We start from the raw sequence: 14,366 nt of genomic DNA on the forward strand, positions 1-14,366 counted from the left end.
CGTTCCAGGGTGTGTTCGAAAGCTTTTCGGACACGCTCTAGTGGCAGGCAAGCCAGCCTGCCGCCTTATGCACTGGCAACGAAGGAGAAGCTGTATGCAAGTCAACATCAGTGGACACCAACTGGAAGTGACCGAACCCCTGCGCATCTACATCGGCGAAAAGCTCGACCGATTAGAAAGGCATTTCGACAAGATCACCAATGTGCAGGTCACGTTGACCGTCGAGAAGCTGCTGCAGAAAATCGAAGCCACGCTGCATATCCCCGGTGGAGAAGTGGTCGCCAACGCTGAGCATAACGACATGTATGCCGCGATCGACGCCCTGACCGACAAGCTGGATAAACAACTCAAAAAGCATAAGGAAAAGACCCAGAGCCTCCTCCAGGGCGCGACCGGTCGTTAACACTCCCAACCCATGATCCGACTTGAAAACATCCTGACCCCCGGCCGTTCTTTGGTGAACGTGCCGGGCGGCAGTAAAAAGAAAGCCCTCGAACAAATTGCCAACCTGATCGCCCGCGAAGTGCCGGGTCTGGCCATGCAGGATGTCTTCGAGAGTCTGGTCGCCCGTGAAAAACTCGGCTCCACCGGTTTTGGCAACGGCATCGCCATCCCCCACTGCCGCCTCAAAGGTTGCGAGTCGCCCATCAGTGCCTTGATGCACCTGGACGCTCCTATAGATTTCGACGCCATCGACGGCGCTCCGGTCGACCTGCTATTCGTTCTGCTGGTCCCGCAAGCCGCTACCGATGCGCACCTGGAACTGCTGCGCCAGATCGCCAGCATGCTTGATCGTAAAGAAGTCCGTGATCGCCTGCGCAGCGCAAAAAGTAATGAAGCCTTGTATCAGGTTGTCCTCGACGAGCAGAACGGTCACTAATCATGCGCTTGATCATCGTCAGCGGCCGTTCTGGCTCAGGTAAAAGTACCGCCCTCGATGTACTGGAGGACAACGGTTACTACTGCATCGACAACCTGCCGGCCGGCCTGTTACCGGAACTGGCCGAGCGCGCACTGATTCACACCGAACTGGCGCAACCGCTGGTTGCGGTTTCCATCGATGCGCGCAACCTGCCGAGCCACCTGTCACGCTTCCCGGAACTCCTGGAAGAAGTGCGCAGCCGGCACATTCAATGCGATGTGCTGTACCTGGACGCCGACGAAGAAACCTTGCTCAAGCGTTTCTCGGAAACCCGTCGCCGCCACCCGCTGAGCAGCGCCAACCGCTCGCTGGCCGAAGCCATCGATGACGAAACCAATCTGCTGGGGCCGATTGCCGACCTGGCGGACCTCAAGGTCAACACCACCAATCTGAACCTGTATCAGTTGCGCGATACCATCAAGTTGCGCCTCTTGAACCAGCCAGAGCCGGGCACTGCGTTTCTGGTGGAATCCTTCGGCTTCAAGCGGGGCATGCCGGTGGATGCCGATCTGGTGTTCGACGTACGTTGCTTGCCGAACCCATACTGGAAGCCGGAACTGCGCGGTCAGTCCGGGCTGGACCAGCCGGTTGCCGAGTACCTGGCAGCTCAACCGGATGTCGAAGAGATGTTCCAGGACATCTCCACTTACCTGCTCAAATGGCTACCGCGCTTTGCCGCCAGCAACCGCGCTTACGTCACCATCGCCATTGGCTGCACCGGCGGGCATCATCGCTCCGTCTACCTGACCGAACGCCTGGGTCAGGTCCTGCAACAATCCCTGAAGAACGTCCAGGTTCGCCACCGCGACCTTAGCTAAAGGATTCACACCGCGATGCCTGCTCTGGAAATTGAAATCATCAACAAACTGGGTCTGCATGCCCGTGCTTCCGCCAAATTCGTTGGCGTCGCGGGTCAGTTTCCCTGCCAGATCAGAGCCGGACGCACCCCGCAATCCATGGTCGACGGCAAAAGCATCATGGCCATGATGATGCTCGCGGCTGGCAAAGGCACCAAGATCCACCTGAGCACTGAAGGTGAGCAGGAGCAGGAAGCGATGGACGCATTGGTGGCGCTGATCAACAACTACTTCGACGAAGGCGAGTAAACACACAACCTTTTGGCGAGCGAGCTTGTGTGGCGAGGGAGCTTGCTCCCGCTCGATCGCGAAGCGGTCGTAATCCAACAATCGCATTCCACCTGAATACTCGCGGCGGCTGGCTTTAGGGCCGCTCCGCACCCCAACGGGAGCAAGCCCCCTCACCACAGGGTTTGCTTCAGGCAATAAAAAAGCGCGCCACCCATTGGGTGGCGCGCTTTTTTTGTATCGCGGTAGCGCTTAGCTGCCCGCTACCGTCATCCGCTCGATCAACACTGAACCGGTGCGAATGTTGCTGCGCAGTTCCAGGTCATTACCCACGGCAATGATCTGCTTGAACATATCGCGCATGTTGCCGGCAATAGTCACTTCCTGGACCGCGAACTGGATTTCACCGTTCTCGACCCAGAAACCCGCCGCGCCGCGAGAGTAGTCACCGGTGACCATGTTCAAACCCTGTCCCATCAATTCGGTCACCAGCAAGCCACGCCCCATGCGCCGTAACAACGCCGCCTGGTCCTCATCGCCATGGGTAACGAACAGATTGTGCACGCCACCGGCGTTGGCGGTGCTTGGCATGCCAAGTTTGCGTCCAGAATACGTACCGAGCACATAAGACACCAACTCGCCCTTCTCGACGAACGGTTTGGCGTACGTCGCCAGACCATCGCCATCGAATGCCGAACTGCCCAAGGCGCGCATCAGATGCGGACGCTCATCGATAGTCAGCCATTCAGGGAACAGTTTCTGGCCCAGTGCACCTTCAAGGAACGACGACTTGCGGTACAGATTGCCGCCCGAAATTGCGCCGAGGAAACTGCCGAACAAACCACCCGCCAGTTCCGCGGAAAACAGCACCGGCACTTCGCAGGTCGGTACCGGACGTGCACCCAAGCGGCTGGCTGCACGTTGCGCCGCACGTTGACCGATGCTCAGCGGATCGGCCAGCAGATTGCCCTGGCGATTAACGTCATACCAGTAATCGCGCTGCATCTGACCGTCAGCTTCGGCGATCATCACGCAACTCAGGCTGTGACGCGTCGACGCATAACCACCGATAAAGCCATGGCTGTTGCCATAGACGCGGCAGCCCTGGTGAGTGCTCAAGGTGGTGCCATCGGCGTTCTTGATCCGGCTGTCGGTGGCGAATGCCGCCGCTTCACAGGCCAGCGCCCGCTCGATCGCTTGCTCAGGGGTGATGTCCCATTCATGGAACAGGTCGAAGTCCGGCAAGTCCTTGGCCATCAGCGCGGCGTCGGCCAGGCCCGAGTGTTCGTCTTCGGAGGTGTGCTTGGCGATGGCCAAGGCCGCGGCGACGGTTTCGCGAATGGCCTCCGGGCCACTGGCCGAGGTGCTGGCCGAGCCTTTGCGCTGGCCAACATACAAGGTAATGCCAAAACCCTGGTCACGGTTGAACTCAACGGTTTCAACTTCCCGCTGACGCACCGTGGTCGACAGGCCTTGCTCCAGAGACACAGCCACTTCGCAGGCGCTGGCGCCCTGGCGCCTGGCTTCGGCGATGATCTGCTCGACTTGCTCTTGCAGTGCCGGCAACGCTTGTGGGCCGACGCTTTCAACTGCACTCATGCTGTTCTCCACTCAAATTCTGCTTTCGGTTAAGGTCATCGAGCGACCGGGCCGGACAAGCGGCCCCCGACTGGTTATCATGGCGGCGTTTCTTTGCGGACTGCCACCATGGTTGATTCTTACGACGACTCCCTCGACGGGGGAGAAAAAAGCAAATCCCAGGTCAAACGCGAGCTGCATGCTCTGGTTGACCTTGGCGAGCGCCTTACAACACTCAAGCCTGACTTGCTGGCAAAACTGCCGTTGACCGACGCTTTGCGCCGGGCCCTGGCCGATGCGCCCAAGCACACCGCGAACATCGCGCGTAAACGGCACCTGCAGTTCATCGGCAAGCTGATGCGCGATCAGGACACCAGCGCCATTTTGGTGCTGCTTGACCAACTCGATGCCTCCACTCGCCAGTACAACGAACGTTTCCACGGTCTGGAACGCTGGCGCGATCGCTTGATCGCTGGCGACGATGCCGTACTGGAAAAGTTCGTCGTCGACTACCCGGACGCGGATCGCCAGCAACTGCGCTCCATGATCCGTCAGGCCCAGCACGAGCTCGCCCAAAGCAAGCCTCCTGCCTCCAGCCGAAAAATCTTCAAGTACATCCGTGAGCTGGACGAGACTCAACGCGGTTTGCGTTAGTCTTCGACCGGGGTGTTCGGCCATGCCGCGCACCCCAGGCTCCATCCCTTACGCGCCCGTGCCACCCACGGTAATCGCGTCGATTTTCAAGGTTGGCTGACCGACACCCACCGGCACCGACTGACCATCCTTGCCACACGTCCCTACCCCGCTGTCCAGCGCCAGATCGTTACCGACCATCGACACCCGGCTCATGGCTTCCGGACCGTTACCGATCAATGTTGCGCCTTTGACCGGCGCAGTAATCTTGCCGTCCTCGATCAGGTACGCCTCGCTGGTGGAGAACACGAACTTGCCGCTGGTGATGTCGACCTGACCACCGCCCAGGTTGGCGCAGTAGATACCCTTCTTCACCGAAGCAATGATTTCTGCCGGATCGCTTTCGCCGCCGAGCATGTACGTGTTGGTCATGCGCGGCATCGGCAGGTGCGCGTAAGATTCGCGGCGACCGTTGCCGGTGCGCGCCAAGCCCATCAGGCGAGCATTGAGCTTGTCCTGCATGTAGCCCTTGAGCACGCCGTTTTCGATCAGTGTGGTGCATTCAGTCGGGGTGCCTTCGTCATCGATACTCAGCGATCCACGGCGACCGGCCAGTGTGCCGTCATCGACGATGGTGCAGAGTTTGGACGCAACCATTTCACCCATGCGGCCGCTGTAGGCCGAACTGCCTTTGCGGTTGAAGTCACCTTCCAGACCATGACCGACCGCTTCGTGCAGCAACACGCCGGACCAGCCCGAACCCAGAACCACCGGCAAGGTGCCCGCCGGCGCCGGAATGGCTTCGAGGTTCACCAGCGCCTGGCGCAATGCCTCACGGGCGTAGCTCATGGCACGGTCTTCAGCGAGGAAATAGCGGTAGTCGGTACGCCCGCCACCGCCATGACCACCGCGTTCGCGGCGACCGTTCTGCTCGACGATCACACTGACATTGAAGCGCACCAGCGGTCGTACATCCGCCGCCAGACCACCGTCGGTGGAGGCCACCAGAATCCGCTCCCAGACCCCGGCCATGCTCACGGTGACTTGCTGGATACGCGGATCGAGCGCGCGAGTGGCCACGTCGATACGCTTGAGCAGCTCGACTTTCTCGGCGCGAGTCATTACTTCCAACGGGTTATCAGGGCCGTACAAACGGGCAACGTCCTGGGTACTGAACGCCTGAACCGTACCGTTTTGCCCGGCACGGGAGATCGAACGCGCAGCACGGGCAGCCAGACCCAGGGCTTCCAGGGTGATCGCATTGCTGTAGGCAAAGCCGGTTTTTTCACCCGATTGCGCACGCACGCCGACACCCTGATCGAGGTTGAAGCTGCCTTCCTTGACGATACCGTCTTCAAGCGCCCAGGACTCGGAGATCTGTCCCTGGAAATACAGGTCGGCCGCATCGATGCCCGGGCCGGCCAGGTCACCCAACACGCTTTGCAGGTTCTCGATCGTCACGCCGCCAGGCGCTAACAGATGTTCACTGACTGAGGACAACAACTCGCTCATAGGTTTACGCCTTAATTCCACGTTCTGAGGCAGGTCGCTGTGCGCCCTGCGAGAAAAAGCGCCGGTGACTGGACACCGGCATCCGCGCCCGGATGGACGCCTGTTCGCTGCTATCGCGTTCGGCCAGCAGCACGGCCTCGCCTTGATCCTGTTCCGCCAGCACGCGCCCCCACGGGTCAACAATCGCTGCATGGCCAAAGGTTTCACGCGGTCCCGGATGAGTGCCACCCTGGGCAGCGGCCAGCACGTAACACTGGGTTTCGATGGCCCGCGCGCGAATCAACACTTCCCAATGAGCCGCGCCCGTCACCGCCGTAAACGCTGACGGTGCAGTAATCAGTTCTGCCCCGGCGGCGCGCAATTCGCTGTACAGCTCCGGAAAGCGCAAGTCGTAGCAAACTGTCAGGCCAACCCGACCGACCGGCGTATCGGCAACCACCACCTTACCGCCATGAGCATAGTCATCGGATTCACGGTAGCGTCCGCGATTGTCCGCCACATCGACATCGAACAAATGCAGCTTGTCGTAGCGCGCCACCGTGTCACCGTGCTCATCGATCAGTAACGAGCAGGCATTGGACTTCGCCAGCGGTTGATCCACCGGCGGCAAGGGCAAGGTGCCGGCCACTATCCATAACTTGAGGTCGCGAGCGGTCTGTTTCAACCAGGGCAGGATCGGGCCGTCGCCCAAGGCTTCGGCGCGACCGATGTCGGCGATGTCGCGACGGCCCATGGCCGCAAAGTTTTCCGGCAACACCGCCAGTCGCGCACCGCCCGCTGCAGCTTGCTCGAGCAGATGCCGAGCCTGGATCAGGTTGGCCGGCACATCGCTCTGGCTGACCATTTGAATCACCGCAAGAGACATGGTGCACTCCGTATCAGGTATGCGGCCATGCTACTCCATAGGACGAACCGTGGCTTTTCAAAAAAGACCTCAAAAAGGTTTGTCGTAAGAGATTTTCGGCTCTTTCCACGGGCCTTTAATGGTGTATTTGACGCTGGCAAAGCGCGCTACGCGATCACCGATCAACTTGTCGATCAGAAACAGTGCACCGCCTACCGCAGGCGCACCGACGATCAGCGCAGCAATCGGCAGGTTGTTGGTCAATGGCAAGGTCACCAACAGGTTCGCATCGACCCTGTCACCCACCAGGTCCAGCGTGCCGTTGAGTTCCAGGTTGCTCGACGGGCCAGTCATGATGATCGGCTCACGAGTGACGTAAACACCGTTGCTGGCCACCAGCAGGCCCTTGACCCGGTCATAACTCAGGCCTTTACCGAACAGGTCGGAGAAGTCCAGGCGCAAGCGACGGCCGATCGAGTTGAAGTTGAGCAGGCCAAACACCCGCAACGCCTGCGCGCCACCTTCGACTTCGACGAACTGACCTTTGCGCAGCGTCGCATCCAGGCTACCGGAGTAACGCTTGGGTCCGACCCAGGCCGGCGAGCCAGGCCAACGGCCGTCGATGTCCATATGGAACTCTTCGCTGGTCACTGTCGGTGCGAACCCCCAGCCCTTGAGCACGTCACCGAGGTTCTTGCCCTCAATGCGTCCCTTGTACCAACTGCTGGTGGATCCCGGCACACCTTCCCAGCCACCTGCGCCCTGCAACTGTATGCCTTTGAGGCCCAGATTCATGCTATTGAAGGCAATGCCCTTGACGATCGGGCGGACCTTCAACGACCAGGCACCTACCAGGTCCGGGCCCTGAAACAACTGGTCAATACTGATATCCAGTGCAGGAATTTTCGTTGGGTCGACCGACGCCAGCGGGTCCGGTGCATTCTCGTCGGCCTGCACTTTCGGATCAGGCGCCGGCAAACGCACATATTGCAGGTTGATCGCAATCGGCGCGGACTTGGCGTCGGGAATCCCGACAGTGCCTTTGGCCTGCTGGCTATCGAGTTGCAATGCCCAGGCTGTCGGCTTGCGATCCAGTTGCAGGCGGGCCTGATCCAGCGTGGTACCAAACCCCGTGAGCTTGTCGACCTTGAAGTCTGCGCCACTGAGCAATTGCTTGGCGTTGCCGCCCGGATCCTTCCCGGCGTATCGATCAATCAGGGCTTTCCACGGTTCGACATCCAGCTCCGACAGCACGCCCCGTATACGCAGACCTTTATCGCCCGGCAACAGTGCGTTGCCGTTACCCAGGAACAACTCGCCACGGCCATCGGCAAAATTGCCGCTGGGCGCCGCGTAAGTGAAGTCCGCCAGATCACCATAGTCGAGCCAGTAACGCCGTTCCGGCCCTTGCAGGGTCATGCGGAACACCGTGTCGCGGCCTTGCGCGGCGGGCATGCCGAACGGTGCCGGCAAGTCGACGACTACGCCCTTGAGGCTGGAACTGACCATCAATCGGCTGTCGGGGCCGTCGAGGTTGAGCTGCAACTGATAAGGGATCGTCCCGGAAACCGGCAACGGCTGAGTGACGTTGAGCCAATCGGTGAGTTTTTTCACCGCCACCTGGCCGCTGGCAGTGACCCGGGTGTTGAACTTGCCAGGGCTGCCATCGGCATAGATCTGTGCACTGATCGGTCGTTCAAAGGCCTGTGCCGTAATGTTCTGGCCACTGAGCCCCTTGGCACTGTCAAAACGGAAATCACCTTTGAGCTGCGTCAGCTCCAGCACAGGATCAGTCAATTTCAGACGCGACTTGGCGGTTTTGAAGTCGACCACAATCTTCGGCTCTTCGCCCTTGGCCAAGGGGATATCCAGTTTCAGGCTGCCCTGCAATTCACCCTCGCCCTGCCAACCGGCGAAGGTCGAACCGGTACCGATCGGTGCGTCCTGCAGAATCTTCAGGCCATCGCCCAGACCACCGTCGAAAGTGCCATCGAGGAACAGGTGCGGGTTCTGTCCGGCAGGCGCATGGGGGATGTTGACGTAAATATCGTGAACCTGAGTGTCGAGCAACTGGCCCTTGCTGGCCAGAATGCGCACCCCACTGTCCTCGATGAACACATCGCCGCTGACCTTGCCGACATGCGGCCAACCCGGCTGGAAGGCCAGCTCGGCGTCATGCACTTTGAAAAACAGGCTGATGCTGCGCGCCGCGGCGACCGCATCGTGGTTCAGCGAACCCTGGTACTGGAAGAAACCTTCATCCACCGCGCCTTTGAGAATCGCCGTGCGCAACCATTCATCCAGCGCGGGGCTCAAGACCGTGGGCAGGTACTTGGCGGTGTAGCGTCCATCACCTTCCAGCAGACCGACCCGCAGGTCCATATAGTCTTCCTGGGTGTGATCGAAATGCAGGCGAATCAGGAAATCGCCGGCAATCTTGCCCTCTTCGCCCAACACCTTCAGGTACGGCGCAATCAGGGTGAAACCTTGTTGATCGAGTTTCCAGGTCAGCCGGGCATTCGCCTGGATGTACTGCCATGGCTTGGCAAAGATCGGGTCCAGGTGCAGGGAAAAATCCTTGCTGTCCATGCGCAGCTCACCCTTGCCGAGGTCACCGCTGATGCTCCCGGAAACGTTACGCGCCGCCGGAGCACCGTGATAAGCATCAAACCCGACACGCTCCAGATTGGCAGCAAAACTGAATTTGCTGTCATCGGTCGCCTCGGGCCGGACATCGATCAGCACGTTGCGCAACGCACCGGTGACCTTCAGCCGCTCGACCACCGTGGCAAAGTCCTTGGGCAGTGGTCCCAGGGCATTCAGCAACGGAGTGATCGGGGTGAGGTCGAAGCGGTCGGCTTGCAGGTGCCAGAGCTCGGAGGTCGTTTCAGTGGTCGCGGTCTGCTGAAGTTGCAGACGGGTTTCCCAGCGGATGTCCTCCAGGGTCATGGCCAGGGAATCGAACGACACCTGGAAACCTTCGGTATTGCGCTGGAAATACCCGTTGAGCGCCAGATTGTTGATCTGGATCGGCTTGCGTTCGGCGTAGGCACCGTTGAGTTGCGGTGCATTGAGACGAATCGCAGCACGCTGCAGGGCTCCCTTGCTCCAGTTAACCCAAAGCTCGCCACCGGCCTTGATCTCGGAAAAATTCCATTTCCCGGTCAGACTCTCGGGCAGCCATTTCGACCAATCACTCTGCGGCAAGCTCAGGTAGGCATCGATTTCTGCCTCTTTCCACTGGCTGGCTTGAGTCCGGCTGCTCAGGCTCATGGCCAGCGGCTGGCCGTCAGGCAAGGTCAACCGGGCATCGAGGCGCTGCTGGCTGATACCGGTTTTAAGATTCAGGCCGACATAGGTCAGGGTCAGCGGCACGTGGTCGATCGGCAGCAAGGTGATCTGGCTGTCGAGCACCGACAATTGCTCCACCATCTGCATGCGGTTGAGCAGTTGCTCGGGGTCCAGCGGCTGATTCTCCTGCACCGGCAAGCCTTCGAGCGCCCATTGCCCCTGCGGGCCCTGCTTGAGGCTGATCTTCAGGCCGTTGAGTTCCAGGTGTCCGATCCGCACCGCACGCGCCAGCAAGCTGGCCCAGACATTCGGCACCACCCGCACCTGATCCAGGTGCAAGGCATTGGCACCCTCGCCGACCACCACGTCATGTGCCAGCAAAATTGGCGCCATGCCACTCCAGCGGCCTTCCAGGCTGCCAATGTGCAACGGCATGCCCAGCGCTTCTCGAGCCTTGGCTTCGACATCCGCGCGATACTCGGCCACCAACGGAATGAACTCACGACCGAGGCTGCTGTAAAGCGCCGCCAGCACCAGCAATAATGCGCAAAGCCCCAGCCCCCAGCGGGTCAACGTGGTCAAGATGCGGATCAGACGATCCATGTCAGTTGGCTCCCATGGCGAAATCGTGCAGCAAGCTGAGGCCGGCCGTTAGTAATGAAACACAGCGGATCAGAGCAGCACCACGTCGTATTGTTCCTGGGAGTACATGGTTTCTACCTGAAAACGAATGGTTCGCCCGATAAAACCTTCAAGTTCCGCGACATTACCCGACTCTTCGTCAAGCAACCGATCAACCACTTTCTGGTTAGCCAGTACACGATAGCCTTCAGCCTGATAGGCGCGAGCTTCACGCAGGATCTCCCGGAAGATTTCATAACACACGGTTTCCGGGGTCTTGAGCTTGCCACGGCCCTGGCAACTGCTGCACGGTTCGCAGAGCACTTGCTCAAGACTTTCGCGCGTACGCTTGCGCGTCATCTGCACCAGGCCCAACTCGGTGATGCCGATGATGTTGGTCTTGGCGTGATCGCGCTCCAGCTGTTTCTCAAGCGTACGCAGCACCTGGCGCTGATGCTCCTCATCTTCCATGTCGATGAAGTCGATGATGATGATCCCGCCCAGATTGCGCAGGCGCAGTTGCCGGGCAATCGCGGTGGCCGCTTCCAGATTGGTTTTGAAGATGGTTTCTTCAAGATTGCGGTGCCCGACGAAAGCGCCGGTGTTCACATCGATGGTGCTCATGGCTTCTGCCGGGTCGACCACCAGATAGCCGCCGGACTTGAGCGGCACTTTGCGCTCAAGGGCCTTTTGAATTTCATCCTCGACACCATACAGATCGAAAATCGGTCGCTCGCCCGGGTAATGCTCCAGGCGGTCGGCGATCTCCGGCATCAGCTCGGCAACGAATTGGGTGGTTTTCTGGAAGGTTTCCCGCGAGTCGATACGAATTTTCTCGATTTTCGGGCTGACCAGATCGCGCAAGGTCCGCAGGGCCAGGCCGAGGTCTTCGTAGATTACGTTCGGCGCGCTGACTGTCTTGATCTGCGTGCCAATTTGATCCCAGAGGCGGCGCAGGTAGCGAATGTCCATCAGGATCTCATCGGCACCGGCGCCTTCAGCCGCGGTGCGCAGAATAAAACCGCCGGCCTCCTTGATGCCTTCCTTCGCGACACAATCGGTGACCACTTGCTTGAGGCGTTCGCGCTCGGTTTCATCCTCGATTTTCAGCGAAATACCGACATGAGCCGTGCGCGGCATGTACACCAGATAGCGCGAGGGAATCGACAATTGGGTCGTCAGGCGCGCGCCCTTGGAGCCGATCGGATCCTTGGTGACCTGCACCACCAGGCTCTGGCCTTCATGCACCAGTGCGCTGATGCTTTCCACCGCTGGGCCTTCACGCAGGGAGATTTCCGAGGCGTGGATAAAGGCTGCCCGGTCCAGACCGATATCGACGAATGCCGCCTGCATGCCTGGCAGAACGCGAACGACCTTGCCTTTATAAATGTTGCCGACAATCCCGCGACGCTGGGTGCGCTCGACATGAACCTCTTGCAGGACACCGTTTTCGACCACCGCCACGCGCGACTCCATCGGCGTGATGTTGATCAGAATCTCTTCACTCATGGCAGGGTCTCGTTCAGGCATATTCACGATTATGGCCGCATCAAATCAGTACGGCGCTTGGCGCGCGACAAGGTTTTGCCAACAGGGTATGCCGAAATGGCCGAGCAGTTCCGCGGTTTCGCACAGCGGCAGGCCAACCACGGCGGAATAACTGCCGTTGAGTGCCGCGACAAACACTGCACCAAGGCCCTGAATGCCATAGCCGCCAGCCTTGTCCTGTGGCTCGCCGCTGGCCCAGTAGGCCGCTGCCTCTTTATGACTGATGAAGCGAAAACGCACCAGACTACGCACCACGCGTGATTCGCAATACTGGCCATCAAGCACGGCGATGGCGGTCAGCACTTCATGTTCACGCCCCGACAGGCTCATCAACATGCTCAGCCCTTCGGCCTCGTCGAGCGGTTTGCCAAGTATCTGCCCATCGAGCACCACAGCCGTATCGGCACCCAACACACAAACGGGCGCACCCGGCTGGTTGAGCGCCAGCAACGCATGACCGGCCTCGGCCTTGGCGCGCGCCAGACGCTCGACATAGGCCGCCGGGGACTCGTTAGTCAGAGGGGTTTCATCGATGTCCGCGCTGACGGCGGTGAACGGCACGCCGATCTGCGTGAGCAGTTCACGCCGACGCGGCGAGCCTGAGGCGAGGAATAGCGGATTCATCAAGACATCTCCCTGTCGAGGTGCGGGCTAATGCCTGACCGAATTAATTGATTTTGTAGCGGCGGCTTAACCCACGCAATCCAAAACTGACCCAGGGCCAGAGCAAGGCGCTGATCAGTGCAGGCAAAAGCACGGCCAGCGTCTGACGGTTACCGGTCAAGGCGCTGAGCCACAATTGCAGCAGTTGTGCGAGTCCCAGGATCACCAGGATCACCAGGCTTTGCTGCCACATCGGAAACATCCGCAAACGCGGTCGCAGCGTCATGATCAAAAAGGTGATCAGGGTCAGAATCAGTGCGTTGTGTCCCAGCAAGGTGCCGAACAGCACGTCTTGCGCCATGCCCAGACACCAGGCCGTGAGCATCCCGACTTTCTGCGGCACTTCCAATGCCCAATACGCCAACGGTAGCGCGAGGAACATCGGACGCAAAATCTCGACGTGCGGGAACGGTACGATACTGAGCAACAAGCCGATGACAAACGTCAGCCAGATCATCCAGCCATTACGGGAGCGGGTGCTGGCCATTATTCTCTACCCTGAGTGGTGGCTGCAGGCGCCGCGGCAGGCGGTTTGGCCGCCGCCGGCTTGGCGACCGCTGCCGGTTTGACTGCTGCGGAATGCGCAGCAGGCTTGGCCGGGGTCGAAGGTTTGCTCGCAGGCTTGGCCGCCGCGGGTGTTGCGGTTGCTGGAGCAACTGCAGTGGCGGCTGGCGCCGGGGCAACTGCGGCAGCAGGTTTTGGCACGGTGGCTGGCACAAATGCCGCACCACCGGGATGCTGATCTGCGTCCTGGGCCTGAGCAGCTTCGTTGGCACGCTCTTCCGGGGTGCGGCTATCGCTGAACACCAGCAACATGTAACGACTGCGGTTGAGCGCTGCGGTCGGTACCGCACGCACGATGGCGAACGGCTGGCCGGAATCGTGGATCACTTCCTTGACAGTCGCCACCGGGTAACCGGCCGGGAAACGCTGGCCAAGACCGGAACTCACCAGCAAGTCGCCTTCTTTAATGTCAGCCGTGTCCGCCACGTGACGCAATTCCAGGCGTTCCGGGTTGCCGGTACCGCTGGCAATCGCCCGCAAACCGTTACGGTTCACTTGCACGGGAATGCTGTGGGTGGTGTCAGTCAGCAACAACACCCGCGAGGTGTAAGGCATCAGCTCGACCACCTGCCCCATCAGCCCACGGGCATCGAGCACCGGTTGGCCGAGCACCACGCCGTCGCGCTCACCCTTGTTGATGATGATGCGATGAGTGAAGGGATTGGGATCGACGCCGATCAACTCGGCCACTTCGACCTTCTCATTGACCAGTGCCGACGAGTTGAGCAACTCGCGCAGCCGAACGTTCTGCTCGGTCAAGGCCGCAAGCTTTTGCATGCGCCCCTGCAGCAGCAGGTTTTCAGTCTTGAGTTTTTCGTTTTCGGCGACCAGTTCGGTACGGCTGCCAAATTGACTGCTCACACCCTGCCACAACCGCTCCGGCAGGTCGGTGATCCAATAGGCGTCCATCAAGACCAGCGACATCTGACTGCGCGCAGGCTTGAGCACTTCAAAGCGGGCATCGACCACCATCAGCGCGACCGATAGCACGGCCAGCACCAGAAAGCGCACGCCCATTGAGGGGCCTTTGGCGAAAAGCGGTTTAATAAGCCGCTCCTCCCAGGCAAATGTTCTCTTTATTCATACGCCATCAAACCGGCCTGGA

General features: G+C 59.9%; 13 protein-coding genes. 5 read left to right on the forward strand and 8 right to left on the reverse strand.

Annotated elements, in window-relative coordinates; all coding sequences use genetic code 11:
• Nucleotides 1–94: 94 nt before the first annotated feature.
• Genes hpf through AC3WK5_RS24675 form a run of 4 tightly spaced genes read left to right on the forward strand, consistent with a single transcriptional unit; the run spans nucleotide 95 to nucleotide 2,028 of the window.
• Complete coding sequence (hpf, locus tag AC3WK5_RS24660) at nucleotides 95–403, forward strand: ribosome hibernation-promoting factor, HPF/YfiA family (protein ID WP_054593994.1); 309 nt, start codon at nucleotides 95–97, stop codon at nucleotides 401–403.
• A 12-nt stretch (nucleotides 404–415) separates the two neighbouring features.
• On the forward strand, nucleotides 416–880 hold the full coding sequence (gene ptsN, locus AC3WK5_RS24665) for a PTS IIA-like nitrogen regulatory protein PtsN (protein ID WP_054593995.1): 465 nt from the start codon (nucleotides 416–418) through the stop codon (nucleotides 878–880).
• Nucleotides 881–882: 2 nt separating this feature from the next.
• Nucleotides 883–1,740, forward strand: a complete 858-nt coding sequence (gene rapZ / locus AC3WK5_RS24670) for an RNase adapter RapZ (RefSeq protein WP_054593996.1) — start codon at nucleotides 883–885, stop codon at nucleotides 1,738–1,740.
• Nucleotides 1,741–1,755: 15 nt separating this feature from the next.
• On the forward strand, nucleotides 1,756–2,028 hold the full coding sequence (locus AC3WK5_RS24675; RefSeq protein WP_054593997.1) for an HPr family phosphocarrier protein: 273 nt from the start codon (nucleotides 1,756–1,758) through the stop codon (nucleotides 2,026–2,028).
• A gap of 231 nt (nucleotides 2,029–2,259) precedes the next feature.
• Here AC3WK5_RS24675 and pmbA read toward each other — a convergent pair whose 3' ends face one another.
• Complete coding sequence (gene pmbA, locus AC3WK5_RS24680; protein ID WP_054593998.1) at nucleotides 2,260–3,606, reverse strand: metalloprotease PmbA; 1,347 nt, start codon at nucleotides 3,604–3,606, stop codon at nucleotides 2,260–2,262.
• A 108-nt stretch (nucleotides 3,607–3,714) separates the two neighbouring features.
• Here pmbA and yjgA point away from each other — a divergent pair, with 108 nt between their 5' ends.
• Nucleotides 3,715–4,239 (forward strand): ribosome biogenesis factor YjgA, encoded by a 525-nt coding sequence (gene yjgA / locus AC3WK5_RS24685; RefSeq protein ID WP_054593999.1) that lies wholly within the window; start codon nucleotides 3,715–3,717, stop codon nucleotides 4,237–4,239.
• A gap of 48 nt (nucleotides 4,240–4,287) precedes the next feature.
• On the opposite strand, the gene tldD is transcribed toward yjgA, so the two are convergent.
• The 7 genes from tldD to mreC form a co-directional block, all read right to left on the reverse strand.
• Nucleotides 4,288–5,730, reverse strand: a complete 1,443-nt coding sequence (gene tldD, locus AC3WK5_RS24690) for a metalloprotease TldD (protein ID WP_019691887.1) — start codon at nucleotides 5,728–5,730, stop codon at nucleotides 4,288–4,290.
• 4 nt (nucleotides 5,731–5,734) lie between these two features.
• Nucleotides 5,735–6,595, reverse strand: a complete 861-nt coding sequence (locus tag AC3WK5_RS24695) for a carbon-nitrogen hydrolase family protein (protein WP_103315766.1) — start codon at nucleotides 6,593–6,595, stop codon at nucleotides 5,735–5,737.
• 69 nt (nucleotides 6,596–6,664) lie between these two features.
• A complete protein-coding gene (locus tag AC3WK5_RS24700) occupies nucleotides 6,665–10,468 on the reverse strand; it encodes a YhdP family protein (protein ID WP_103315767.1) in 3,804 nt (1,267 codons plus the stop codon).
• A 69-nt stretch (nucleotides 10,469–10,537) separates the two neighbouring features.
• Nucleotides 10,538–11,995, reverse strand: a complete 1,458-nt coding sequence (gene rng / locus AC3WK5_RS24705) for a ribonuclease G (protein ID WP_054594003.1) — start codon at nucleotides 11,993–11,995, stop codon at nucleotides 10,538–10,540.
• A gap of 45 nt (nucleotides 11,996–12,040) precedes the next feature.
• Nucleotides 12,041–12,658 carry a Maf family protein gene (locus tag AC3WK5_RS24710; protein ID WP_103315768.1) on the reverse strand — a complete coding sequence of 206 codons (618 nt, stop codon included), beginning with the start codon at nucleotides 12,656–12,658 and terminating at the stop codon, nucleotides 12,041–12,043.
• A 43-nt stretch (nucleotides 12,659–12,701) separates the two neighbouring features.
• Complete coding sequence (gene mreD, locus AC3WK5_RS24715) at nucleotides 12,702–13,184, reverse strand: rod shape-determining protein MreD (protein ID WP_019691882.1); 483 nt, start codon at nucleotides 13,182–13,184, stop codon at nucleotides 12,702–12,704.
• Entirely contained in the window at nucleotides 13,184–14,308 is a 1,125-nt protein-coding gene (mreC, locus tag AC3WK5_RS24720; protein WP_256585154.1) for a rod shape-determining protein MreC, read from the reverse strand. The genes mreD and mreC overlap by 1 nt, the downstream gene beginning before the upstream one ends.
• Nucleotides 14,309–14,366 lie beyond the last annotated feature (58 nt).

The organism is Pseudomonas sp. FW306-02-D09B (assembly GCF_058782685.1).